This window comes from Rhizobium sp. FG113 (genome assembly GCF_057809895.1).
In genome coordinates this window covers 94,139-119,436 of the sequence record NZ_JBMDKV010000017.1, presented here as the reverse complement: position 1 = coordinate 119,436, position 25,298 = coordinate 94,139, and the positions used below count along the sequence as shown (strand labels likewise).

Annotated in this window: 25 protein-coding genes; 3 read left to right on the top strand and 22 right to left on the bottom strand. The window is 60.7% G+C overall.

Annotation, left to right across the window (positions count from 1 at the left end; genetic code table 11):
• The first annotated feature begins 255 nt into the window (after nt 1–255).
• Nucleotides 256–534: an HU family DNA-binding protein gene (locus tag ACODTZ_RS28450; RefSeq protein ID WP_011982965.1), complete on the top strand. Its 279-nt coding sequence runs from the start codon at nt 256–258 to the stop codon at nt 532–534.
• A 109-nt stretch (nt 535–643) separates the two neighbouring features.
• Here ACODTZ_RS28450 and ACODTZ_RS28445 read toward each other — a convergent pair whose 3' ends face one another.
• From ACODTZ_RS28445 to ACODTZ_RS28380, 14 genes are all read right to left on the bottom strand, one after another.
• The gene (locus ACODTZ_RS28445; RefSeq protein ID WP_035226669.1) at nt 644–958 is read right to left on the bottom strand and encodes a DUF736 domain-containing protein; all 315 of its coding nucleotides are present in this window, start codon (nt 956–958) and stop codon (nt 644–646) included.
• A 561-nt stretch (nt 959–1,519) separates the two neighbouring features.
• The gene (locus ACODTZ_RS28440; RefSeq protein WP_198650704.1) at nt 1,520–1,861 is read right to left on the bottom strand and encodes a hypothetical protein; all 342 of its coding nucleotides are present in this window, start codon (nt 1,859–1,861) and stop codon (nt 1,520–1,522) included.
• Nucleotides 1,854–2,795 (bottom strand): hypothetical protein, encoded by a 942-nt coding sequence (locus ACODTZ_RS28435; protein WP_036589571.1) that lies wholly within the window; start codon nt 2,793–2,795, stop codon nt 1,854–1,856. The genes ACODTZ_RS28440 and ACODTZ_RS28435 overlap by 8 nt, the downstream gene beginning before the upstream one ends.
• Nucleotides 2,795–3,340, bottom strand: coding sequence for a hypothetical protein (locus ACODTZ_RS28430; protein ID WP_011982962.1), 546 nt, complete (start codon nt 3,338–3,340; stop codon nt 2,795–2,797). The genes ACODTZ_RS28435 and ACODTZ_RS28430 overlap by 1 nt, the downstream gene beginning before the upstream one ends.
• Entirely contained in the window at nt 3,340–4,266 is a 927-nt protein-coding gene (locus tag ACODTZ_RS28425) for an ArdC family protein (RefSeq protein ID WP_062653237.1), read from the bottom strand. Before ACODTZ_RS28425 ends, ACODTZ_RS28430 begins: the two co-directional genes overlap by 1 nt.
• Before the next feature lie 293 nt (nt 4,267–4,559).
• On the bottom strand, nt 4,560–5,012 hold the full coding sequence (locus tag ACODTZ_RS28420) for a ProQ/FinO family protein (RefSeq protein ID WP_036589660.1): 453 nt from the start codon (nt 5,010–5,012) through the stop codon (nt 4,560–4,562).
• A 139-nt stretch (nt 5,013–5,151) separates the two neighbouring features.
• Complete coding sequence (locus ACODTZ_RS28415) at nt 5,152–5,751, bottom strand: hypothetical protein (RefSeq protein ID WP_011982959.1); 600 nt, start codon at nt 5,749–5,751, stop codon at nt 5,152–5,154.
• Nucleotides 5,752–6,161: 410 nt separating this feature from the next.
• The gene (locus tag ACODTZ_RS28410) at nt 6,162–6,497 is read right to left on the bottom strand and encodes a hypothetical protein (protein WP_011982958.1); all 336 of its coding nucleotides are present in this window, start codon (nt 6,495–6,497) and stop codon (nt 6,162–6,164) included.
• Complete coding sequence (locus ACODTZ_RS28405; protein ID WP_011982957.1) at nt 6,494–7,384, bottom strand: DUF7007 domain-containing protein; 891 nt, start codon at nt 7,382–7,384, stop codon at nt 6,494–6,496. The genes ACODTZ_RS28410 and ACODTZ_RS28405 overlap by 4 nt, the downstream gene beginning before the upstream one ends.
• On the bottom strand, nt 7,381–7,854 hold the full coding sequence (locus tag ACODTZ_RS28400) for a hypothetical protein (protein ID WP_011982956.1): 474 nt from the start codon (nt 7,852–7,854) through the stop codon (nt 7,381–7,383). The genes ACODTZ_RS28405 and ACODTZ_RS28400 overlap by 4 nt, the downstream gene beginning before the upstream one ends.
• A gap of 96 nt (nt 7,855–7,950) precedes the next feature.
• A complete protein-coding gene (locus ACODTZ_RS28395; RefSeq protein ID WP_011982955.1) occupies nt 7,951–8,424 on the bottom strand; it encodes a hypothetical protein in 474 nt (157 codons plus the stop codon).
• A gap of 91 nt (nt 8,425–8,515) precedes the next feature.
• Complete coding sequence (locus tag ACODTZ_RS28390) at nt 8,516–10,306, bottom strand: ParB/RepB/Spo0J family partition protein (RefSeq protein WP_055971816.1); 1,791 nt, start codon at nt 10,304–10,306, stop codon at nt 8,516–8,518.
• A 685-nt stretch (nt 10,307–10,991) separates the two neighbouring features.
• On the bottom strand, nt 10,992–11,417 hold the full coding sequence (locus ACODTZ_RS28385; RefSeq protein ID WP_055971813.1) for a type II toxin-antitoxin system VapC family toxin: 426 nt from the start codon (nt 11,415–11,417) through the stop codon (nt 10,992–10,994).
• Entirely contained in the window at nt 11,417–11,671 is a 255-nt protein-coding gene (locus ACODTZ_RS28380) for a type II toxin-antitoxin system Phd/YefM family antitoxin (protein WP_055971985.1), read from the bottom strand. The genes ACODTZ_RS28385 and ACODTZ_RS28380 overlap by 1 nt, the downstream gene beginning before the upstream one ends.
• Nucleotides 11,672–11,939: 268 nt before the next feature.
• Here ACODTZ_RS28380 and ACODTZ_RS28375 point away from each other — a divergent pair, with 268 nt between their 5' ends.
• On the top strand, nt 11,940–12,677 hold the full coding sequence (locus ACODTZ_RS28375) for an NYN domain-containing protein (RefSeq protein WP_055971810.1): 738 nt from the start codon (nt 11,940–11,942) through the stop codon (nt 12,675–12,677).
• A gap of 155 nt (nt 12,678–12,832) precedes the next feature.
• On the opposite strand, the gene ACODTZ_RS28370 is transcribed toward ACODTZ_RS28375, so the two are convergent.
• From ACODTZ_RS28370 to ACODTZ_RS28335, 8 genes are all read right to left on the bottom strand, one after another.
• On the bottom strand, nt 12,833–17,941 hold the full coding sequence (locus ACODTZ_RS28370; RefSeq protein ID WP_055971807.1) for a lactate dehydrogenase: 5,109 nt from the start codon (nt 17,939–17,941) through the stop codon (nt 12,833–12,835).
• A 103-nt stretch (nt 17,942–18,044) separates the two neighbouring features.
• Nucleotides 18,045–18,446, bottom strand: coding sequence for a DUF3085 domain-containing protein (locus ACODTZ_RS28365; protein ID WP_055971803.1), 402 nt, complete (start codon nt 18,444–18,446; stop codon nt 18,045–18,047).
• A 631-nt stretch (nt 18,447–19,077) separates the two neighbouring features.
• The gene (locus ACODTZ_RS28360; RefSeq protein WP_082496417.1) at nt 19,078–19,716 is read right to left on the bottom strand and encodes a hypothetical protein; all 639 of its coding nucleotides are present in this window, start codon (nt 19,714–19,716) and stop codon (nt 19,078–19,080) included.
• On the bottom strand, nt 19,713–20,786 hold the full coding sequence (locus ACODTZ_RS28355) for a hypothetical protein (protein WP_055971800.1): 1,074 nt from the start codon (nt 20,784–20,786) through the stop codon (nt 19,713–19,715). Before ACODTZ_RS28355 ends, ACODTZ_RS28360 begins: the two co-directional genes overlap by 4 nt.
• Nucleotides 20,787–20,881: 95 nt before the next feature.
• On the bottom strand, nt 20,882–21,466 hold the full coding sequence (locus ACODTZ_RS28350; protein WP_082496416.1) for a DUF1419 domain-containing protein: 585 nt from the start codon (nt 21,464–21,466) through the stop codon (nt 20,882–20,884).
• 42 nt (nt 21,467–21,508) lie between these two features.
• Nucleotides 21,509–22,186: a hypothetical protein gene (locus tag ACODTZ_RS28345; protein ID WP_489029792.1), complete on the bottom strand. Its 678-nt coding sequence runs from the start codon at nt 22,184–22,186 to the stop codon at nt 21,509–21,511.
• A 38-nt stretch (nt 22,187–22,224) separates the two neighbouring features.
• Nucleotides 22,225–22,830 carry a DUF1419 domain-containing protein gene (locus ACODTZ_RS28340; RefSeq protein WP_055971793.1) on the bottom strand — a complete coding sequence of 202 codons (606 nt, stop codon included), beginning with the start codon at nt 22,828–22,830 and terminating at the stop codon, nt 22,225–22,227.
• Nucleotides 22,831–22,958: 128 nt separating this feature from the next.
• On the bottom strand, nt 22,959–23,933 hold the full coding sequence (locus ACODTZ_RS28335; RefSeq protein WP_055971982.1) for a DUF3991 and toprim domain-containing protein: 975 nt from the start codon (nt 23,931–23,933) through the stop codon (nt 22,959–22,961).
• Between the two features lie 713 nt (nt 23,934–24,646).
• Here ACODTZ_RS28335 and ACODTZ_RS28330 point away from each other — a divergent pair.
• Entirely contained in the window at nt 24,647–24,949 is a 303-nt protein-coding gene (locus ACODTZ_RS28330; protein WP_055971979.1) for a hypothetical protein, read from the top strand.
• Nucleotides 24,950–25,298 lie beyond the last annotated feature (349 nt).

The window sequence follows — 25,298 nt, the reverse complement described above, 5'->3', positions numbered from 1 at the left end:
CCGTATGGCACCGGAAAGAAGCAGGCGGGTTCGATACCCGCCTGCTTCTTCATCGTATCGGGAGAGACCTGACCTGTTCGTCGGCCTTGTCCATTGGACGGGGGTAGATGGCCCGCCGGGCCTCAGGGACACCCGAAGACGCATAATTCCTGTGGTTTTCGCGCCTTTTCGGTCGAATGCGGATGTTTCGCACTTATCGTTGCGGCATCTTCAAGATCATACCGGAAGGTGTGAAACACGAGGAGCTGTTATATCATGACCACGACCAATGAAATTGCTGACAAGATCGCGTCCGAGCAGAACCTTAGCAAGGTGCAGGCCAAGGCGATTGTGGAGAGCGTCTTCCGGCAGATTACCGAGGCGGCGCTGGCCGGTGCGGAGACGTCCATTCCGAGCTTTGGCAAATTCAAGCTGAAGGAAACACCGGAGCGCGAGGGGCGCAACCCGGCAACCGGGGCGACGATCAAGATCGCGGCCGCGAAGAAGCTGGCGTTTACGCCGGGCAAGGCCGTAAAGGACGCACTCAACGCCTGAGGCATCCCATGACAATGACAAAGCCGGATCCTGGCTCGCTGCCCGGCTCCGGCTTTGTTGCTTTTTGCGAACGACCCCGCCTCGCGGCGGGGCCATTCGTGGATCCCGGTCATGCGGCCTCGCGGTTCGGGCGGGACCAGACGAGGACGTAGTCGCCTTCTTTTTCGGCCGGCCACAGGGCGGCGTTGATCGGGGCGTTGAAGCTCGGATCGTCGAGCTTGAGGGAGATGTAGGGCTCGCCGTTCGCCGAGACCGAGTTCCAGCCGGCTCCCACTTCGGCGGCGCCAGAGGTGACGCGGAAGTCCGGGGCGTCGCGGGAGACGCGCTCGATGGGATTGAGGCGGGCCTTCATTGCGACGGTTAGAGTGCGAACGTTGCCGACGATGGTGTTGCCGTTGGTGGTGAATTCGCCGATGACTGCCATGACTTGGTTCCTTTCGTGTGATCGGGCTGCGCCCATCGCTGCCTCGATGACGGTGTAAGGACCGGGAGCGATCGGTACTGCACCCCTTCAGGGGCCGGAACGCAGTGGAGGGCGGCTGGAGCGGGCTATTTTGTTTCGCGATGCAAAGCCCGGCCTGCCGGGCGGCGGAAAATAGTCCGGGCCGGTCGTTGCGGTCGGCCGATCGAGCCGCAGGCGTCTTGCGGTCACACCAGTTCCATCGAGGTCTGCGTGGGTGCACCGGTGTCCAGGGCGGAGGAACCTGGCAGGGCGCGGGGTCTCGGCGGTCCCCTGCTTCAAACGAACCCTTTCGGTGGCACGGACGTTCGTGATCGGCCGCATGCTGGCGCTTTCGTCCGGCGACGACTTTTTCCGGGACGGTGGGTTTTCCGCCTGCCCCTCCCGTTGCGTTTGAGGCAGCGCACGGATGGACTTCACCGACGCACGGCACAGCTCATCTCATCCCTGTGATGCGTCAGCGGCGGCACCTGATATCTGCCGTCGGCAACCCTGCCGAAAGGGATGAAGACCGCCTTGTCCGGTTCACCGCCGATCAGAACGCCGGGTGTCATGTCCAGGGGCGCCATTGCCGACTTCCGCCTCTGAGGCACGGGTTGCGCTCGCCCGATCGCGCCGGGCTCCTGTCAGACGCGCGATCCGATAGAGATGCCCGGCATAGACGGCAACGGCTTTCCAGTAGACCGCCATCGGCGCCTTGTTCTGTCGCCAGCTCCGTTCGGCGCGTTCCCGCGCGTCAAACGACAGTTCCCGCAGAAGCTCTGCCAGAACCGCACGCGCTTCCGGTGGCAGAGATCGCATTTTTTGCGCCGCGGGCAGTTGCAGAAGAGGGTTGCGCACTTCGGCGCTGGAGGATCGATCAGACACCGCACATCCCCTCGCATTCATTCGGCCACAGATCGAGCTGACCGTGGTCGGCGGCCGTCGACAGGTCCGCCCGATCGAGCGGCACGCCCGAGCGATGGAGAAAGACCTGCCCGCGAATGCCGCGCAATCCGCTGCGAATGGCGCGGTCGACCTCGACCGCATCGATCCAGGCATCGGTGTCGTGATCGCGCATGAAGCGCCAGCGTGCATCGTCATGGAAGGGGCACCCGATGCAGGCGGATTTCGGGGGCTCGGGATAGTCATGGCGGCGCAGCCACGCAAGGCAATCGCGTCGGCTCATGCGCTGTTCGATGAGCGGCCATCGGTTGATTTGCCATGCCTCCCGACTTGGTTTCATTCTGACGACTTCATCAAGGCTGATGCCGATCCATTGTTCCACAACCGGTGCGTCGGGAGACCGCCGGCGGGTGAGCCCGGCAAGCTCGCGGACCTTCCTGCGGATCGGAACGATCTTGTAGTCGGAGGTGCATTGGCGTCGGATCATGCCAATCGAGATTGTCTCGGTTCTGGTCTGGCGTGTGCCGACGGTGACAATTTCGCCGTCCTCATCTTCATCGAGGATCGGCACACGGGAACCGACTGGCGTTACCGTGCGGGTGAAGGCGGGAATGGAGGCCCAGCGGTTGCCAGCGCCTGCCTCCATGAGCTGGTTGCGGATGTTTCCGTTCGAGACGATATGGACCGGGAATGGCAGGACATTGGATGACATCAGCCATGCGAGATGATCATAGACGGCCTTCGGTTCCCATCCGGTGTCTGCGAAGATGGCGCAATCGGGCATCGGACCGATCTCTCCATGGGCCGCCATCAGGGCCATAGTGGTCGATTGCACGCCAGCACCGAGGCTGAGCGCCCGCAGCCGGATTTCAGAGGATCCGGTGACCTGGTTCGGGACAAGCGGAGAATACGCCATCAGCCCGCCTCCCCGTTCTGGTCGACGAGCCACCGGCGCAGGGCGCGTCGCATGAAACCGATGGATTCATTGATCTCCGTGATCCGGGCGTCACCGGCGACATAGCCGCCTTTACAAAACAGATCGACAAGGTGCCGCATGACGTCGAGATAGAGATGCCCGCCGGCGAGCGCGACGTCGCAAAAGGCAAATTTCCGATGCTCGGTGAGCGAAGCGATGTGCATTCCCGGATGTTCGCCAGACGGCATGACGCGGGCATGAGACGTCGGTCGCGGCCAGCGTGTTCCGAGATCGCCCCTCTTCATCGCAGCGACCATAGTTTCCGTCATACGGGCATCGTAGATTTCGATCGGCATGTCTGCAGCGCGGAAGCCGAGATGGGCGGAGAGAAAGGCGACTTGCGCCTTCTCCCTTCGCGGATCGACCGTGCGCAGCGTCCGCCAGAGCGGGCCATCGTAGCGGTCGATGGCCGGCATGTATCGGGGATCGTTGCGTTTGGTCGCCGAGCACGCCAGGATGAGCAATCTCGTGCACGGGAGGGCCATCACGCAGCCTCCCTGTGTTCAGCACCGTTCGGCTGCAAGCCATGCAGATAGGCGGTGGCGCGTTGCGCATGGGCCGCTGCCTGGAAGATTGCGCGCTTATCTTCACCCAATACCTTCAACCATGAGTGGAGGTAGCTTGCATGGTCGGGCCGTGGTTCGAGCTCGGGCGAAATTCCCACGTCCGCGGCTAAAAAAACGCTGCCCAGCTCGGCAATTAGCTCTTCGCGGCTACGCTCCGATCTGTCCTTGGCATAGCGGCTGAGGTCGCGTCCGACCCGCTCCGGACTTGCCGTCCAATGGGTTGCCTCGTGACTCAAGGTTGCATAGTAGCTGGCCGCATCCTTGAACGTCTCGAAGGGGGGCATCTGGATGTAGTCCATGACCGGCGAATAATAGGCCTGGCTACCGCCATGCCGGATAAGGGCCCCGGTGCGGCGAAAGAACCGGTCAACCTGTTCGAGGCGCTCGACGGGATCGATCTGCACGACCGGATGATGGTAATAATGGTCGGGCAGACCGTCGATCTGTTCGACATTGAATACGCTGTAGGCCTTCAGGAACGGGATCTCCCGATCGACCTCGCCGCCCTTTCCATCGTCCTCGGACTTTGTGAAGCGGCTGGCGAAGACGACGGTGGAACCGGTCTCGCCCTTGCGCACGGCAGCATCCAGCTGCAAGGCCTGTTTGAACGTCATCCAGGTCTGTGAGGCAAAGCCTCGCGCGATACCCTCCGACCACAACAGGAGGACGTTCATGCCGGAATAGGGCTGTCCGTTGTGGCGCAGCGGCCGGGTAACCCGACCAGCGGCGTTGGCGGAACTCCAGGGTTTCATCCACGGCCGGACGCCTTTTTCCAGATCGGCGATGATCCGGTCGGTGATCCGTGAATAGATATCGCTTCGATCGCTGTGCTCTTTCCTGCTCATTTTCCTTTGCCCTCCAATCAGGAGGCCGCGCCATTGCGGCCTCGTCGCGGAGGGACTAGGGCAGGAGCTGTCAGGCGGTGAGCTGCACCGGAACGGCCGGAACGCAGTGGAGGACGGCGCAGCCGTTGCGGCTTGCCGCCGGCTCCTGCAGGACCGACAGCAAGGACGGGGCCGCATTGCAGCGACCGTTCAAAGCCTCTTGGCCATCGATGCGCTCACGGCAGGGGCAGACCCACACTGGTCCTCACCCGAAGACGACAAAGGGGTGGCGCGCTGGACGGAGATGGATAGGGTCAATCCTGTTGGGTACCGCCGATATCGATACCGGGTGTGCCGCCGGCCATATCGGCCTGCAATTTTCTTTGGCGGCGAATTTCGGTCACGCGCAGTTGCGCTGCCATTCTGTCGTCGGCACTGACCGGCGATGTCGGACGTCCGGCAATATCATGGCGCATGGCATCCGGCTGGGCGCAGGCCAGCAGGTAGTTTTTTGCAGCCGCATAGGCGGCGACAGCACGCCGAAGACGGATCCTGGCAATTCCAGGCTGAAGTCTGCCGCTGAATTGCTCGAAGATGCCGATCTCGAATGGTAAGATCGGATCGGTTTCCTGCTGCGGAAGGATTGCCGCGGGTTCGGTCAGCAACTCGTTGATGGCAGCGGCTTTTTTGAGATCATTGGCACTGGCAGGAACCGGGCCTTGCGAGGTGACCCAGGGCTTCATCTTGGACGTTTGTTCGTTGTTCATGTGATCCCCTTCGATAACGCCGTCCATGGGGATATAGTGACAAACTGCGACGGTTAAACGGCTGCCGGCGAAGCTGGCCGAAAGCGGGCACCGCTATAGGCACAAAAAAAGCGGGGCCGAAGCCCCGCCATCTTGCGGATCAGTCGAATGCCGCCATCTGTGCCGCGGCAGCCTTGCGGTCGAGATTTTGGCCGGGATTTTCGACCGGGCGGTCGAACGGCTTCCAGCTTTCACCAACCACCTGTTCATAGGCCGCGACGGCCCCTTCGGCTGCCATCCGCAGGGCGTGGGACTGTATCGCCATGTCCGCGGCAAACTCGCGTTTGCGCTGGGCGGCGCTATCGTAGCCGACCGGTCCATCGAGGTCCTCGTCGCGGGCGTCGTTGGCCGCCTTGGCCGTTGCATCGCGAGCCTCGGTGACGGCGCGGCTGTAAAACTGTCCCGCACCATGAGCGGACCCGACATAGGCGCCAACGACACGCTGGAGATGGATCTGCATCGCCCGCTCGCCCAGGCCCTCGGAAAGGCTGTCTGCGGTTTCGATAATCAGCCGCTCATGCAGATCGCGGATGCCGCCGCTATCGACCACGGCGGTCCCGAAACTCTCCGCGATCAGCAGTGCCTGTGCGGTATCGGGGCAAGTGAGCCGAACCATTTCGAGGGTGGCTCCCTTGCGGAGCTGGACGACGCGTGCCGACGGACGGGGCGACTGACGGGAGGGGGTAGCGGGCTTTGCCATGAGGGTTTCCTCTTCGGGTTTTCCTCCGGGGACCCGAAGCGGCCCCTTGCCGCTCCGTCCCTCGGGTGCGGTCTGGAAAAGCCGGCGGAATGACGGTTGCTTCAGGGTCCGGGGCGGCCATGACGAGCGTCATCGGCCTGCGGCCAAGCGGGGTGCAGCCCTGCGCGGGACGCGGGATGGTGATGTGAGACAGGCTGTTCCGGCCGCCGCGCGGCGCGATAGCGGCCTTGAAGCAGACGGCCGCCGGTTTAGACCGCAACACAACCGAGGGGCGGAGCGGCAAGGGGTTTAAGGCATCATTGGAAACGCGTGGTGGGATACCCGCCCGACAATGACGCGCCCTCACCACAATTGGCGATCACCGTGTCAGCACCCCGGGTCCCCTTCGCAAGACCGTCCCTGCGAGGTGCTCACGCAACCCTGCGGCCGGCCTCTTCGCCGAGTTTTCGACGCAGCGTGTCGATCGCCTGCTCCTGACGAGCCAGTTTGCCGGCGAGCCCATCGAGTTCAAGACGCCGCTCGAATTGAAGCCGATCGAGATGTGCCTGAAGCAGCATCTGGTCGTTTCGGCACCACCGCGTACCCGACCGCTTGCGGGATGAGTGTCTCGCCTTTGCCTTCTGTGTGATCGTAATGCGTTCGGCGCGGCATGCGATCTGCCGATGAACGAGATCGAGGTGCCGGCGGGTGTCCCGATGGGCTGCCTCCATTCGCTTCAACAGCACGCGAGGATTGACGGGTTTCATCCGGCCGTCCTCCGCGCCTTCCAGCCCACGAAGCTCGACGAACCGTCGTAGAGTTGATGACGGCCCGGATCGATGACGAAACCGAGCGGGTTCCGGGTGCCATATTCGGGACTTGGCACAAGATAGCGCCGCTCCCCGGCAGAAAGGTCGCGTTTCCCGCCGAGCGTGGCGATCACTTCGGTCATGCCTTGATGCTGGTCGGAAAGGATGGCGGAAATGACCACCCAATCGTCTGCATGCGCGGTGTCGAAAAGCCTGCGGGCCTTTTCCCAGGATTCGGCAGGATCCAGCACGCAGCCGTTGATTGTTTCCCACGCATCCGGCCAGCTATTGCGGATCGTATTTCCGGCGATCCGGCGCTCGTAGCTGGTGAATAGCTCCGGGAAAGTCACGGCGACGATCGCCCATTCGGCATCTTCTTCGTACCACGGGGTCTCCTTGCGAAGCGAAGGATGGATTCGCAGATTGCGTTCCATCGACAGGTGAAATCCGCCGTGACCGGCCGTCATGTGTGACGTCACACCCTCGGCATAGACCGTCGCCATTTGCGAGGCGCCCCATGGGGTGCTGCAGGCGATCCGCCTCTCGACACGGTCAAGACCTGCAAGCTCGCGACGGTGTTCGGCCGTCTCGAACACGCGATCGCGGAATGCCGCCTCGTCGTCCAGCCGGCGTTCGTGACCGTAAAAATCGGCTCGTGTCATCTCCGCGAGTGGCCGGTACACACGCCAGGCACTGGCAAGGAAAACGCCGCCATCAACCAACGGCAGCATCGCGAGCGTGATATCGCCGATCCGGGCGACCGGGAAATCATCAGCACTGCGCGCGAACTCGACCCCTGAATTTTGGGGGGTCATTGCATCATGGGCGTTGGCTTGCCTGTTCATGCCACCCTCCCCTCGATCCGGTCAGCGGCAACCTCATCCGCGGTGACCTCGCGCAACATCGTATTGCTGAAGCCACAGCTCCGTACCCAGATCTCGGCATGGGCTTGATCGGCCGCAAGATGCAGGAGTTCAGCATCCTCGGCATCACCGTCAAGAATACGGATGGAGCCGACCTGAGGCCGTTCAAGCACGGCGAAAGTGAGCACGCTGCCGACGGAAAACATCCTGAAGTCGGCGCCGATGATGGCACCGAGATCGTCGATACCGTCCGTGGCAACCTTGAAACTTGCGGGAATGCGAGACTGTGCCATGACAGTACGGCTGCGTTTACGCACCAGCCGTCCAACCGCATTGTCGCGTTTCCATCCGGCAAGCGTGTGAATTCTGTCCTCGGACGGGCGAGGATTGCCGTCCGACCAGGAAATGACGGCGCCGATCGGCGCAAGGTCGAAGATCATGAGTGCGGACATCTATGTCCTCCTTCTCGATAAGGGAATTGAACACGAAAGCGCCGCCGGACAGGCCGGCGGCGGTAGATGATTTCGATGTACAAAGGGAATGGCGGCTTATGCGGCGGCCTTGTCCTCGGACGGGCTTTCCTGGCTGCGCGTTACCTCTTCCAGCACGGCGTGCGGATGCCGGTGGCGGGCGAGCCATTCTTCCGCCGCGGGATGATCGGCAGCGACATGAACGAGCTCCGCGCCCTCGCCGGCGCGATCGAAGATGCGGACCGAACCGATCGCCGGACGCTCCACCACGGTGAAACTCAGGGAGCAGGCGCCAACATCGAAGGTGCGATAGACACGCAGCACGATGGTGCCCTTGCTGCCATGGTCGCCTTCATGGATGGTGAAGCAGTCAGGCGCGGTGTAGCTGCCACGGGTCTGGCTGGGCTGCTTGCGGATCAGGCGGCCGGAGCTGTTTCTGGTCCTCCAGGCAGCGAGTTTTTTCTTATGGCGCTCCGGCGGCTTGGGCGTTCCATCAGACCAGGACACGATGGATCCGATCGGAACGAGCGTGAAAACGAGAGACGCGGACATGCGATTTCTCCTGAAGATTTGAGGATCTGTAAACGAAACCGCCGCTGGTGATAGGCCGGCGGCGGAAACGATCTTGATGAGAGCACCGCCCCTATTCGGCGGCGATGCCGTAGGCACTGTCTTCGTCGTCGGACTCCGGAGTGTGCGATCCGTCGTCCGTGTCAGCCGGATCCTCGCCCGGTTCATCATCGCCGGCTTCGGACGGGTCGCTGTCAGCCACCTCGGTTTCAGCCTCGGCATCCTCGGAGACGGCAATCTCCTCCTCGTCACTGCCCGAGCCGTCGTCATCGGCGTCGATGACCTCGCCACGCTTGATCAGATCTGCCACGTCGCCGGCCTCCGGCGCGAAGAGAGCCGAAGCGTGCACGAAATGGCCGTCCTGGTAGTGGTCGACCAGCGCAGCGCGGGTTTCCCTCACCTTCTGGCGCGGAACGACCGAAGCGTCCTTGCAGGATGCTTCCAGCGCCTGGCGCGACAAGCAAAGCAGGAAGTCTCCGGTTCCCATATTCGGCAGATAGCCATCCGCCCCGATGGCATCGCCCGCAATCCGGGAGATGACGCCGCTGTTCGACATGCCACGGCGGCATGACAGCACCTCAACCAATGTCGAGCGGGCAACGACCCGCAATGTGTCGAGATCGAAGGACAGCTTGCCATTCTCGTCGATCAGGCGAACGACATGACGGGCGAAACGCTTCTGGCCGAAGACAGTGTCACCCGCGCCGGAATCGACGCGTACGTTGGTCCCGGCAAAGGCCAGGACGAGCAGAGCAAGCAATGTATCGTCCTCAATCGGCGCGCGACCGAGCGCCTCATGCAGGGCGTCCGTGCGGAAATCACCGACCATGTCGAGACCCTTCTGGGTGACATCCGGGCGCGGCTTTGCCCCGACGATCGTGTCGTCGGCCTCGCCGGCACCGCCCGCCGTCGCACCACCGGCGCCCTTCGGCTTCTTCACCTCGGGGAGACGATAGTGGACCGTCTGCACTTTCCCGTCACGATCGAGATACATGCCTGCATGGTCCGATTTCTGTGGCTTACCGTAGACACGCTCTGCCTTCTTCGGCAGTTCGGGCTGTCCCCAGGAATTGACCTCGACGATGGCACCGCGCTTGGGCAGGTTGGCGGTCATCCATTCGTGCTGAGCACCGAGGAAACCTTCAACGTTGGCTGTGTAACGCGTGTCCTCGTCAGCGGGAGCGAAGAGGTCTTCGACCCATTCGACACCATAGGCGGCCGCAAGATCGTCGCCGAAGCTCGCATCCTTGGCGTACATGCGCTTCTTGGCGAGCGCATTGGAGATCTGGTGCCAGGATGCCCGCTCGCCCTTCTTCGGCTTGTTGGCCTTCCAGACCTGCTTCTGTTCTTCGACGCTGGCGGCTGCGATCGTGCGAAGCTGCTGCTCGGACGGCATGTCGCCGAGCGCCATCTGATCGAGCATCGCAGGCAACACATTCGCAAGCAGCCTGAGCTTGCGGACCTGCCGTACCTGCAAAGTGAGCGCCAGCGCGATCGCTTCCTCGGTCCAGCCGAGAGCGACGAGGCGTTCGACGCCGCGCCATTGGTCGACAGGGTTGAGCGGCTCGCGTGCCGTGTTTTCCACCATGGAGCGCATCGCACCATTGTCGTTTGCCGCCTCATCGACGAGAACCTGAATTTCCTCGAGGCCTGCGGCGATTGCCTGGCGCACGCGGCGATGGCCGGCATCGATGATATAGCCGTTGCCACCATCCTTCTCGGGTTCGACGACCGGTGGCTGGATAATGCCGACGGCCTTGATGGTGGCCAGAAGAAGCGCATCGGCTTGTGCCGATGATTTCGACTGACGGGTCTTGTCGGGATTGTCTTTCAGCGCGCGTGGATCGAGCGTGACAAGATACATGGGTTTCTCCTTGACCGGATGCGGAGCGGCCCTTTGCCACTCCTGTTCGCGTCTTCTTTTTTCCGAAGACACCTTCCGGCCCGCGGGGCGGCCGGACCGGCGCAACTGCGGCCGAGCGTCCCTGCGGCGAAGGACAAGCGGGGCCGACGGCCTTGCGAAGGACGAGTTGCCGGGATGCGGCAGGCGGCAGTTGAGCGCAAGCGTCGGCGGGAGGACCGATCTGCGACCGGTTCTTCTTCCCCCTTTTCTTCCTCCCTATTCATTTTGCGCCCACGGATCGAAAGGGACAGGGCGATGCCACCTCTTGCGAGGAGCGCGACAGCGGAGTTGAGCGGAAGACAAAAAAAATGGGCCCTCGGAAACCGCGGCCCATGAAGTGTGGAGATTTTGAACCTCCAGAGGGGAACAGCTGATGCGACGGAACTGGGAGGTGACCGTCCAAATGCATCAGCTGTGTGCTCTATGGCTAGTTTCTGAGCAGACAGAAACTATTTATTGTGCAATGCAGCCATGCGAATGCTGCACCGCCTTTATGAATGGACCCAATTGCCGAGCACAGTTCCGCTGAGCACATGCCCGGAAACGGGTTGGAATTCTGTGGTCCGGATGCTGCTTTGCCCGAAGATTGAGCGCTTTCGCGGTTTCGTCGCGATGTCTTGGGCGAACGAAGTCTACCACACCGCTGCTACGTGAAGGGATCCCACGGATTGACAAGTTTCACGCCCATACCCGCAAAATCCTTGATGTTGCGCGTGACGAGTGTCATGCGCCGGGTGAGCGCCGTCGCGGCGATATAGGCATCGTTGATCGGCTTGGGGTCAGGCACATGCCATTCGGCTGCCTGCAAGGCCGCCGCCTCGTCAAGGGGAAGAATGCGACCCGAGAACGCTGTGATAACCGTGTTGTCCAGCCAGTTGCGCAATACCTTCCCGGCGGCGCTATCATTGTGTTCCACCAACCGCACGCCGATCTCAAGCTCATGCAGCACGACGGAAGAAATGAACGTTTCGTCCGGATCTACGGTTTCATTCCAGACCACGACATTGGGATGTGCCTTGCCGCTCACAATCTTGCGCAGTTCGGAGACAACATTCGTATCGAGCAACAGCATCAGGTCAGGTCAACTGCCTGCGCTCGTTCCGTCCGCGGCGAAAGTGGCAAGTCAATTTCGCCCGCACCCGGTGCGGCCAGCATGTCGCCAAGCGTCCGCATTTTTCCGGTCAGCCGTTTATATTCGTCGAACGACAAGAGGACATGCGCTGGCCGTCCTCTGTCGGTGATAATGACTGGACCCTCGTTGGCCGCGCGTTTTGCACGGCCAAGATCGTGATTGAGTTCCCGGCCTGAAAGCGTGGTGACCGTCATGACAATCCTCCAAAATATCGTGGTTACGTAACTACATTTAGCTCGCATCACCTTAAATTGCAAGATAAGCCACGCCAGCTGGCGCATAGAATGCGGGAACGAAATCCTCGCGTACTGGTATATTGCGCTCCCGTTTGTCGGATGCGCAACCCTCGCCAATCACTTAGACGGGCCACCGCGTGTGAAGAAAAAACAACGCGCTTGCCACACGCCACCCACTCGTTGATGCTGGATTCCCGTCAATTGTGATAGGCAGGATGCTTTAAGCATGGCAGAATCCCGTTCGCCGCGGCTTGCGGTACTTATCGACGCTGACAACGCGTCTGCGAAAATCGTTGATGGCCTGTTTGAAGAAATTGCCAAGATCGGCGAAGCGAGTGTTCGACGCATCTATGGCGACTTCGCCAATGCCCGTTCAAAGGCGTGGACCGACGTTCTCGCAAGACACGCAATCATTCCCCAGCAGCAGTTCGCCTACACGGCCGGCAAGAATGCTTCCGATATCACGCTTGTCATCGACGCGATGGACCTGCTGCATAGTGGTCGCTTCGACGGTTTTTGCCTGGTATCTTCCGACAGCGATTTCACCCGCCTCGCCTCTCGCATCCGTGAACAAGGCATCGACGTCTTCGGTTTTGGAGAGCAGAAGACGCCTGAAAGTTTCAGGCAGGCCTGCCGGCGTTTCATCTATACCGAAAATCTGTTGCCCGTGGCTGCCGCGAACGGGACAGATGCGGTACAGGTGACAGCCTCCCTCCAGCCCCCGACAGCCGCCACGCCCATCATCAGGAAGGTCATCGCCCAGATGGAGAGCGAGGATGGATGGGTACCGCTTGGCGCCGTCGGCAATCAACTTGCAAATCTCGCTTCGGATTTTGACCCGCGAACTTATGGGTTTCGCAAGCTGAGCGATCTCGTGAGGAAAACGAACGCCTTCGATCTGGAGTATGCAGAGGGCCGCCCGCTGCGAATCCGGGTGAAGCAAAAATCAGGAAAAAAGAACTGATAGAACTTGTGTGCCGCGTGTGAGACTTAGTCGGAATATACAAATTATTTGACTATTTTGCAAATGCCAGCGGTTCTGCGTGCGTGAACAGCCAAGGACAGGCGTCAAACACGATTTGTCCCCCACGATCAGCGGGGGACAAGAGATGGAAGCGATCAGGCTGCCTGTTCAACACCTTGGCTGTCCTCACGCATCGAGGCGGCCAAGGCCTCATCGACATCGCTTAACTGGCGACGCTTCAAAGCAAGCTCTTCAGCGAAGGCGAAACTCCCGCCCTCACGTGTGCGATATGAAACGAGCCGTCGGCGAGCGTCTTCGAGGCGATGGCGATAACGATCACGCTCCTCCTCGAACCCATCGAGCGCATGTTCGAGGCGAGAGATCGCCCCGAGCGGTGTCACCGTCACGGCCAGATCGACCTCGTAGTCCGCACCGGTGCGCTGCAGCAACGTCGCATAACGATAGCCCTCGGCTTTTCCAAACCGTTCCCCCTCATAGACGAGATCGAACCCGCCGATCGATGCGAGATGAACCTCGCCGTGCTGGCGAAGCTGTACGAGCGTCAGGATTTCCCGCATCAGCGCCCGACCGGCGTCCTTGCGTTCATCTTGGACCTCACCGAGAACTGTCATGGTGAAGGAATCCGCTGCGGTCGGAATAGACCGCTTCAAGTCCTCACCGATCTCACCAATCCGGCGGGTCGCGGTTTCGATGTCACGCTCGGCGTCACGGATCTGGCGTCGAACAGCATATTGATCGTCGTCGTGCGCGGCGCGCAACCGTTCGAGCCGGGCGATATCGGCTTCCAGACCTGCCTTTTGCATGAGCCTCTCGTCACCGCTGGCGATCGCTTTCGCCATCGCGAACTGGTTGGCCTGGCCCTCGCCCAGATCCTCAAGCCTGCGGATCGAGGTGTCGCCGCTCAACGCGGCAGCGATGAACCTCGCCTTGCGCTCATTGTTCTGCCACATCGACGCATCAAGGCTGCCCTCCGTCGCGTAGGCGAAAATATCGACCTCGTCATGCTGGTTGCCCTGTCGCACGATCCGGCCCTCGCGCTGTTCGATCTGGGAAGGGAGCCACGGCACATCGAGGTGATGCAAGGCTTTCAGGCGTAACTGCGCGTTGACACCTGTTCCCATTGTCTCGGAGGATCCGAGGAGGAAGCGTACCCTGCCGGCACGCACGTCGCCGAACAAGCGTTGTTTCGCCTCGGTCTTCTTGTAGTCCTGCATATAAGCGATTTCGGAAGCGGGCACGCCGAGGCGGATCAGTTCATCACGTATCCAGCGGTAGGCCGAGAAGCGGCGTGTCTTCTCGACATTTATGGTCCCCAGATCGGAAAAGATCATCTGGGCCGCACCCGGCAGATCGTAGTCCTTGCCATCCGGGCGGCTATAGATGCTTTCACCTGTCTCCTGCCAGATCCGGAAAGCGTTGCGGACGAGCATGTTGAGTTTGTTTTCGTCCTCGTTGTCGTTCGCCGGCATGACCAGACGAAGATCGATTGCCGCATGGCGACCATCGGTGATCACCGACAAGAGAATGTCGTCACCGGGCTGCGCCGGTCCCTCTCGCATCTCGATTGCCTTGATACGCGCTTCGAGGATTTGCTGATACATCTTGAAGGCAGGCGTCGGCTTAGCGGTGACGATCTGGCGGCGGCCCGTCGAAATCGCCGGCACCCTGACATATTCGCGAAGATCGTCGGGCATCACGACGTCGGCGAAGGCGCGGAACATGGCGATCAGTTCCGGCACATTCACGAAGCTCGCAAAGCGGCTGACAGGGCGGTACTTGCCGGACGGCTGGATCTCCAGTTCCGTTGACGTATCGCCGAAGCAACTCGCCCAGGCATCGAATTCATGCAAGCCACGTTCGGCAAGCGCCTCATGTCCAAGCAGCCGCTGGATCGAGAACATCTCGCCGAGTGTATTCGTAATAGGCGTCCCCGATGCCAGAACGAGGGCTCGACCCGGATTTCGTGTTTCAATGTAACGCGATTTCACATAGAGATCCCAGGCGCGTTGCGATCCGTTCGGATCGATGCCTTTCAACGTCGACATGTTGGTCGCGAACGAAAGCTTGCGGAACTCCTGGGCTTCATCAACGACGATCTGGTCGACGCCAATTTCAGAAATCGTCAAGAGGTCGTCCTTGCGCGTCGACAGCGCCTCCAGGCGCTCTTGCAATCCCTCCTTCAACCGTTCCAGCCGCTTGCGTGAGACACGGTCCTCACTGTCGACCCGGGTTAGCAGCTCCTCATAAAGCTCCAGCTCGTCGTGGATCATGCCTTGTTCGAAAGCTGAGGGAACACCGATGAATTTGAAGGCCGAATGGGTGATGATGATCGCATCCCAGGTCGCGGTCGCGGCGCGCGATAAGAATCTCGCCCGCTTGTCCTTGCTGAAGTTGGTCTCGTCCGCGACCAGAATGTTGGCGGATGGATAGAGCGCAAGAAACTCACGCGCGGCCTGAGCCAGGCAATGGCCTGGCACGACCTGCATGGCTTTGGCGATCAATCCGAGACGCTTTTGCTCCATGATGGCGGCGGCCATCGTCATGGTTTTCCCCGCACCGACGGCATGCGCGAGATAGGTGGAGCCGGCGGAAATGATGCGCCATATGCCACGCTTCTGGTGCGAATAGAGGTGGAAGGCCGCGCTGGCGCCGGGCAGTTTCAGATGCGAGCCGTCAAAGACCCGAGGCGCGATGTTGTTGAAGCGGTCGTTGTAAATTCTGGCCAGCCGGTCGGTGCGACCCGGATCGATCCAGACCCACTTCTGAAATGCCTCCTTGATCTTTTGGAGTTTGTCGCGTGCGGCTTCGGTGTCGACCACATTCAGGATGCGCCGTTCGCCACCGATATCCTTGATCACGTCGAAGATCTGCGGCACGCGGGAGTTCAGGGCATCGGCGAGTAGTTCGCCGGCATCGCGCCGGCTGGTCCCCCATTCGGACGTACCTGCGGCACTGTATCCGAGCTGGCGCGCCTCGACCGTCCAGCTTCCCAGTTCCGGCATGTGATGGATACGGATGTCGGCACCCATCAACTCGTTGACAAAATCCACGACGTCGGCTGCGGGGATCCAGGGCGCGCCTAGGCGGGCGGTAATGTCGGAAGGCCGAAGATCAGCCGGCTGGACAGCCTGCAATGCTCGGACATTCCGCGCGAAAGCTGGATCGAGCGCCGCGGCGGCCTCCGCTTCTGTCAGTCTGGTGCGAACCGGACCAGAGAGATAGGCGTCAGAGGTCTGCCAGGAGCCGTCTGCGGGATTTTGGAAGATTGCCTCCCCGAGGTCTTCGATCACCTCCTCGGCGGACATGTGCAACAGTTCGGCGATGTGCTCGAGGTCGACACGTCCGCGTTCGTTAAGCACAACAGCCAGCGCATCGCCAGCGCTGGTGATGACAGGTGCGACCGGTGGCGCTATCACCCGTTCAGAGAAGATCGGACCGGGCTTTGCCGTGTCGGTGTCGAGGTCGTAGTCCTCAATTGACGCGACCAACCAGCAATCGGGATCGTCCCTGAACGGCGCGAGGTTCGGCTGGCGATGGCTCTCACGCATCTCACCGGTCTGTTCGTCCTCGCTGATTGAGACCGTGGTATGATTGATCGGGCCGAACTCCCGAACAAAGGCACCCCAGGCGATGCGTAACCGGACCTGAAGATCCCGCCAGGGTCGATCCTGCTCCTGGGCCTTCAGCACCTCACGAACGGCATCGCGGATCGGCAGGAGCTTGCGAATGATTCGGGCATGCTTTTCGGGGATACCGTCGCTGCTGCGACCCTTGCGGATGCCGATCGGAACGGGGGAACCGTCAATCAACTGCATGAGGTTATGCTGGCCGTCGAGGAAAAAGCTGCCTTCGCGGACTTTGGCGTTATCGGGCTTCAGGTCGACGATCTCGGCGAGCTCTTCTTCCAGATCGAGATCGATGATGCTCGGCTCGCCATCATAGAGATGTTCGGGAAGCAGAGAGATCGCGGCCTTCAGCAGAATCTCAAGGTCCTCGCCGGGACGCGGCTGGCATGTATAGGTTTCGCCAAACGGGCCGGAGGTGAGGGCATGGTCACCGAGCACAAAGACGGGATGTCTGGCGAACCAGCGATTGACACGGATCGCGCCTTCATCGGCGGTGGCTGGCCGGATTTCGTCAACGTCGAGCCAGGTGACATCGCCTTCGGGCTCACCGGCCTTGCGTTTGCGGAAGAACAGGATGTCGACCACGACATCGGTACCTGCAGCCGCGCGGAACGCGCGTTCCGGCAGGCGAATGGCAGCGACAAGGTTGGCCGATTTCGCAATATGCTCACGGGCCGTCGTATCGGCCTTGTCCATCGTGCCGTGGGAGGTGACGAAAGCGGCGAGAGCGCCTGGCTTCAGCAGATCGATCGATCTTGCGATGAAATAGTCATGCAATCTGAGACCGAGACCGCGATAGTTACGATCGGAGCGGACAGTTCGATCAGAAAACGGCGGATTGCCGATGGCGAGATCGTAGATCACCCCGAGATCGGTGCGGGCAAAATCACCATTAACGATCCGGGCCTTCGGCTGGAGGAGACGGACAATCCGGGCGGTGACCGGATCAAGCTCGATGCCGGTGACATAGCTGGATGCCCGGAAGGCCTGCGGCATCAATGCAGGGAAAAGACCGGTACCGATGCCGGGTTCAAGAACGCGGCCGCCGCGCCATCCCAGACGTTGAAGACCTGCCCACATCGCACGGATGATGAACTCCGGTGTGAAGTGGGCGTACTGCGTGCAACGCGCCAGCGAGGCGTAGTCCGTCTCGGAAACCACACTTTCCAGCGAACCGCCAAGGTCGTCCCAGCCATCCCTGAATTCGACCTCGCCGGGGCGACGGAACATGCCGCTCGCCAGTTCGGAGGCTCCGAAACCGGTAAAACGGATCAGGCGCTTCTGGTGTTCGCGCGTGACCGGAACGTCGAGCTTCTCGATCTCGTTGGCGGAGAGGATGGCGGCGACATTGATCCGGGCGCGCTCCTTCCAGCTTTTCGGAAGGTCGCGATCATCGTCATCAAGATAGAAGTTGAAACGATCGCCCATCTTGCCTGGCAAGGGTGGTTTGGCCGCAACAACCGGTAACGGGACGACATGCGCTTCAGGCGCGGTAGCTGTGTTTTCATGCGCTGCCGGTCCGGGGGCAAATTCTTCAGTCGTGCCAAGGCCAAAACCAAGCCCGGAAGAGAGCGCAGTATTGCCGAACATATCGAGGGAAAAGGGATCGTTGGACATCGGATGAATGCTCCTGAAAAAAGACGAGCGTCATCGACCGGATGAACCGGCGTGGCGCTCGCGTGGAAGGGGGAAGGTTGTGGTTGCAGCGGACGCTGATGCGTCAGCCGCGTTGGATGACCGAGATCTGCATCGCGTCTTCCTCAAAGGCGAAAGACAGATGCGTACCGCCAGGGCTGGCCGCGATCATGGCCTCGAGGCTCTCGGCATCGATGAAATCGACACCATCATCGCCCCCGAAGGTCTGGCGTTTGACCTCGAACCAGTCGTCGTTTTGCTCGGGGTGGCATTCTTCGGCATAGACGACCAATGGCTTGCCGTTTTCGGGCAACTTTCCGTTGGACATCAAATACACCCCATGATCTCCAACAAGCCAGAGGCCGGGCTTTTCGCCCTTTCCGGGTTCGAGGCCATAATAGGGATCGCGGAAGCCGCCATTGGCCTCGGCGTCGGCGCGACCACGTGCGATGACGTCGAGGACGGATTGGACCGGGAAAGTCAGCATGGTCGATCCTCCGTCAGACCGCGATGGGAAGCGGCGGGATCTCATTTGCCACCGACGCTGGTTTTACGGCGGCCGCAGGTGACGGCGGCGTTGGATCCGGATCGTCATCATTGGCGGCCAGTGGAATGAGGCGGCTTTCCGATCCGCCAGGCCGTCCTGCAAACGGTCGGCGCGATGAAGGGGGGAAGAACTTCATGGGCATGTCTTTCACCATTGGTTGGGACGAACGACCATGCCGCCGGATCTCGATCCGTCGGAGCATAGCATTCGCAGTTTCGGGATTTGGACTGGAGAAATTCGGCGCTGTCCTCGCCTCTTCAGACTTTCCAATCCAGCTTTTCACCGCTGCATTGGCGATGGCCGGTCAAAGGCCGCTTTAGCGGCGAAGCCCGCCCTTGACGGGCTGGAGCCACATGCGGCAGGGGTCTTCTTTTCTTCCCCTTCCTTTCCCCTTCACAGGGTCCGGAACCAGAAGCGACGGTCGGCCTCCAGCCGTACTCGCTTGGCGCACGCCTCCCATTCTGGCATCAGCCGCGCCTTGCAGCGTATGATAAGGCGTGTCACACGGCGCGACCGTTCGTCATCATCGCCAAACAGATCAGGGTTGGCCCTGAGGCGCCACAGAAGACGCTCATAGTTCATCGGAGCCACTCCAGACGTCCGCAACGTCGTCGTCCAGTCGAACTTCAAAGGGGCCGGGCCAGTCCCGGATCCATTGTGGAGCATCACCTTCGTGACGCAGATCATCCCTGATCTGCGCATTGGCATCCCACTCTGCCTCTGTCGGAAATCGTTCGAGGAGCAGTGACAGCGCCACGGTCCAGTCTTTTGGTTCAGAGACATCAACCTCGATCGCCTGATCATGGCGCCAGATCTGGGGCATGAATGTCAGTGTCACGCGCCGGTCTTCCAGCGAGACGAAGGGCGGACGCCGATGTCCGTCATCCAATATTTGCGGCTCGTGGTCTGGACTGTAGCTCCGGGTTTTCTCATAGTCCGGGTCGTCCGCTTCATCGACGAGATAGCCGACCACTTCCTCGGCATAGCCGGCCTCGATCACGCCGATACCGCGGGGATTGAGGCTGACGGCAAATCCGTTACCAAACAGACGTTCGTCGGCCGCGGTCATAGCGGCCCGGTGGTTTGTGGCATCGACTTCAACCTTGACCCGGACCACGGCGTAGACATGCACGAAATGCTTGCTGCACGCGGGATCGGCAGAAACCTTTGCAGTTGCCGGCGGGATGGAAGATGGTGCTTTCTCGCTCATCGACGTCCTCCTTCATGCATTTCCAGCTTCTTCAGCACGCGGGCGGCGGCATCCTCGAGCGGTGTTGCGAAGTCAGGACCATTCTCTGTCCATTCAAGCACTTCGAGAACCGCCGGGATAAATCCATAGTCGAACGGTGCATGGCGATCGATCAGCTCCCGTCCAAGATGGTCATGGATCTGGAGCGCGCAGATGGCAGCCGGGCGCGCCCAGCGCCGCAGTTCGATCGAACCGAGCTGGGTCCAGAGCAACATCAGAGCGTGAATGTTCCGCACCAGCGGCTTGTCGTGTTCGAACAGGATCCGGTAGTCCTGCATGGCCTCCCAGCAGCACAGGGCCGCGTCCAGTTGTCGGCTATCGATGTCGGCGATGGCCGGCGCAGGCGTGGCGAAGGACTCGATGAACCGGCGGATCGTGGTCAGCGAGTTGCGACCGCCAGCATCGAGCAGGAACTGGTCGTGCGGCAATCGCCCTGTCATCTGGCGGTCGATCGCACCGCGCATTCGCTCAAGAACGGGATCAGCTTTTGAGAGATCAGGCGCGCCGGGAAGGTATCTCAGGCCCTCGGCCGGCCTTTGTACCTCGTTTGCTGCGCGCAGTTCCTCGAAGAGATCACCGCTGGATCGGCCTGCGCATTCCGTCGCGGTGATCAGCATGACGCAGGCAGCGAAACTGTCGGGTCTCTGCGATGGATGCCGGGACCATTCGAGTACTCGGACTTCCGAAAGCGTTTCGGAGCGTGCGACAATGTCCTGCAGAATGAACTCCCAGGAGCTTGGTCGCAGATCGATTTCGATCCGGTCCCGACCATCGATCTGGTCGCGCCAGCATTCGGCAACGATCCGGTTCAGTTCGCTCTTCGGTGAGCGGCGAGACGTTTCATAGGCTACCGATAGATCGCCTGCGGCCAGGCTGAACGTCAGGGCAGCGCCGCTGTCGGTATAGAGCAACAGCGCGTTGTCGACCTCACCAGCATCGAACACGCTGGAGAGAACCAGCCGTTCAAGTTCGGTGATATCGGTAAGTGGGATCGCCGGGTTGATGACAATGGTGGTTTCGAGGTCGTCCATGGAACTCTCCTTTTTGGAAACGGAGAGGCCCGAAGCGATGCTCCGGGCCAGCTGATCGAAATGAAGTTTGTTGACCGCCGCGTTGCTGGTGTCAGTCAGTCCTCGGGCAACAGCTGCTGTACCTCCTCGGCACAAAGATGCGCGAGCAATTTGAGAACAGGCCGGAAGCCGGGCCTGCGAATAACGATGGTCCTGAAGCCTTCATTGCCGGGCGGCCAGACCTCGTCGGCATAGCCGCGGTCTGCGCCCGCAGCGTTCCAGATGCGTTCGAGCTTTTCCTGGCGGATGTCGGGGACAGGTTTGCCGGATTCGCGTGCAACAATCGCCGCCCGCATGGTCTCGGGCGTCACGGCGGGATCGGTGACGCTGACGAAACCGTGGAACCAGCGTTCGCCATCACTGGTCACGAGGCTGAAGAGGACGGACCGGATCTGTTCGGGACGGCGTCCGGGGAGAACAGTCAGACCTCCGGGCCGTAGACTGGCGAGGAACAAACCGGCCATCGCGCGCGCCGCGGGCTCCTGCAGCTCGAACCACTCACCGGCGTGCAGGATACCGGTGAATCGTCGCAGGGACATGGGTGCTGTATCGTGCCTCGACAGCAGCGCTCGAACTTCAGCTGCAGGCGCCGTCCCCGTGTGGATCCGACGAAACGGTGAAAAGAGAGAGGTGGTAGGCATCCGGATCGCTCCTTCGAGGATGGGGCTGGGACAGGACTGACGTCAATCCGTCTCGTCGCAGGCGAGGCTGTCGAGATATGCGGCCAGCGCTTCGGTATGCCGGTCCCGATCAAGCCAGCGGGAGATTTGCAGCAACAACGTGAAACTGTCCCATCCGGCGGTGGCGGCGATGCCCTCCAGACGGCTGCGGGTTTCATGCCCGCCGGTGTCGATACCAGGACTTTCTGGCACCGGTTGAGTTGGCTGCTCGTTCGACATTTGCTCGAGCATGTCGGTCGTCGAGGAATACTGAATTGCCGTGCCGGTAATGCGCATGACACTGCCGCCAAAGCCGTCTGCGCACATCTTCGAGCAGGTAAACGCCGCCCAGACCACGATTTCCTCGATAGTATTGGAGCGCCGCACAATATCCTGCAGGATCTCGGGCCAACCACCCTGGCTGGTGGTCAGGTCGATCTCGATATAGAAGCCACGCTCGGCCTCGTCTTTGGCATCGAATGCCGCAAGCAGGTTGGCGATATACTCGTTGAACCGGCTTTCCGATCCAGGAGAGCCTTCAAGCGCCACGCGCAGTTCGTCTTCGCGTGGTGAGATCCATTCGTTAGGACTGTTCCAGGTGCTGAAGAAGGTCCCGTCGCTCCACGCCTCTTCATCGAAAACAAGAGAGAGCATCAGACGCTCGAGCGGTGTCATGTCGCTTGCCGGGATGTCCGGCGTCACGACAGTCTCGGTGCGGTAGTCTGCCATGTCACGCCCCCTTACGCTGCGATGAAGACGGGAAGGTGGCGCAGATGCACCGGCAGTTTGGCGGCGATCTCGTCGTCGGTCAGGTCTTCAAGGAGCTTGAGTATGCTGCCGGTGGCACCGCCATAAAGCATCACTGTGCGCTTGCCGCGTGAGGCGTACGGCCAACGATCGCCGGCATAGCCGCGATAGTCGTCGGCCGTGCTGCTCCAGATATGGTCCAGCCGCTCATCCCGGGTCATGGCGCGCACCGGTCGGGTTTCGCGCTCGGTGATGGCAAGCCGCATGTTCTCGACTGAAGAGGTATCAGAGAGATCGCAATAGCCGTGGAAGTGGCGGATCGATCCATCGATGCGCAGCGCGAAGAAGACACTGGTGATCGATCCGGTCAGAAACTCGCGCATGGCGAACATCGACCCGCGGATCCACAGCGGTGGCAGGATCTCGAACATGTAATCGTGTTCGCTCTCGCGGATCTCGAACCATTCTCCGCTGTAGAGCCCAGTTGCATCGACGTTCCAACGATCAGGTCGCTGGGCGTGGCGGTCGAACATGCGGAACATCTGGTGGCGGTCGGCGACCCCCTGATAGACCTTGCGGATTGCGGGTGAGGTATTCATTTTCGGCTCCTTCGGAGTTGCTCCGGACCGATGCGCGGCGCTGTCCTCTCGACCTCACCATCCTCTTCAGTCCTTCATCACCCCTCCCGAGCCGCCGGCATCGCGTCCGGCCGGGTCAAGGGCCGGCTTCAGGCCGGGCGAAGCTTCCCTTGATGCGGCCGGCGCGTATGCGGCACGCCTTCCCTTTCCCCCCTTCTTTTTCTTCGTTCCGCCTCCCTCTCCTGCAGAGCCTCGTTCCAGTCGTCTGCAGGAGGCCGCAATCGCTGCCAGCCGCAGCCCGCTTCTTCGGCAAGGGTTCGAAGCCGATCGGCGAACGTGTCGCCCTGCGTGTTATTGTCAGTTGCCGCGACCAACTGGACGCCGGAAGAACCGGTAAGTACGCGCAGCGCCGCATCTGTTGCCGGAGACCACCCCCCGCCGGTACTGAGATAGAGGGTACCATCACGCAGACCCTCGAAGGCAGCAAGGCTCATGGCATCGATCGCCGCTTCGGTGACGCAGAGTCGGTAAGCCGCAGACCGGCCGAGACGAAACAGGACCTTTGTTCCCCCCGTCGAAAAGCCCCTCCATTCCGGGCCGCGCTCCTCCCAGCCCGTGATTGTGCCAAGATCGTTCGTGTGGGCGGCCCACATGCTGCCGTAAGGTCCTTCGCGAAGATGGTTCTGGGAAATGGCAGCATGAAGTGTATGGGGTGGCAGCAACCTTACTGCCGAGAGATAGTGCCAGGTTTGCGAACCAAGCCATGGACGACGTTGGCGGTTCCATCGGTCGACAATTGCAAGGTTTGGCCCTGGGACACGACCAACCATCCGTCTGGCGGTGTCTTGCGGGACATAGCCGATAAGCTCGGCAACGCGCTCGCGCGCTGCCTTGAACCCTCCGCCATCAAGATGGGCGACGAGCGAAAATACATCACCCTTGGCTTCGGAAAGCGGGTCGAACCAGCCGTGACCGTCATGGATCGTGATGATGATTTCGTTTTCACGGCGATACTTTACCGCCCGCCGTGTGCTCTCTTTCAGATCAATGAGGAACCCCGCCTTTTCCAGCACCGCAGAGCATGGCACACGGTTGCGAAGTTCCTCGATTTCCTTCTTTTCCATTCTCTTCTCGGCCTTTTTTGCCGCCCTCTTTTTGGGTTGCCTTCCCGCAGATTTCGCGAGACCCCATCTGTCAGCCGCGAAGAGCATGCGGAGGCAAGGGCGCGGCGGGAGTTGCTCGGAAATCGGGAGCCACAAGCGCCACCTGCCCGCTGCGGCGAAGCTTCCCTTGCCGCCGCCGGCTCGCAAGCGGCACCCGAAGGGGCAGGCCGGTTTCTTGAACCGGGCTCATCAAGGCAGGCTCGATCAAACCACTGAAAGCGGCAATGTCACTGAAGAGCGGGAGCCTCTATCCGGACCGTTGGAAGATTGGAATACGAAACTCGCTAGCCTTTCACCTGGCGGCAGTTTTGACTGCCTCAGACCCCTCCCACGCTTTCGTGGGAACATGCCCATATCCGGAATGTCGAGGGGGCGCCGTGATCGAAGATAAGCGAAGAAATTTCAGGACAAATTCAACAGGATCACATATCTTCCGCAGCGAAGCGGTACGCGCCGCTTTGGGGCGTCGAAACCCCTCATACCCGGTTGGTGCCACCCGTAAGGCATCAGACTCCTTGACCTTTGCGGTCGGGGGACCTGTGGCGTATGCAATAGGTTCTCCGGGACTAAAGGCCATGGGGCCGTGGTATGCGGTTTCGAATCCCCCGATCACCAGGGGTCAATGAGCAGTGGACGGCGGGGGCGCACCGCCGCAGTTGCTTTGGGAGAAACCGTTGGCACAGGATATTGTGTTCACTTTCTACACATACTCGAATGCCGGTGTTCGCGCCGAAGAGCGTTGGAAGCCAACCGGTATTCCGGACATTTTCTTCGACAGTCACCGAAAGGCGCAACGCGCGTTGCAAGAGATGCGCGACGATCTGATTGACGATCCCGAGATGGTGTGCCCGGTTATGAACATCGAAAAGGTGGTAACCGTTCCGATCAGCCCGGCAAGCATTCTCGCGTTATTGAACGAAGGTCTGGGATCTTTTGTCGATCGATATGAAATCGTTGAGACCATTGAGTCCAAATGAACCCGAAGCTTAAACGTTTCGACCGGGATTCTCATGAGATTTCCGCGGCGTCATGGAGAGACGCTCAATGACTATCGGTTTTCATAACAGGAGGCGTTCACATATCGAACGCCCAGGAAGAACAAACGCATCGTTCCCGGCAAAACTGGCACAAAGAGGGCCAACCTGGCTTGCCGCTTGAGATCTTCCCAGGGACGGCATCGTTGAGACTCTACGATTTTGCGGGTGCTGAATGAGCGGTTGCGGCGACTGCGAAACCAATTGCAGGATTGCGAGCGACGCACATATCAAACCTCCAATATCGGCGATTGGAATTGTGTCGATGTCATTCGGACTTGATCCGGCAAGG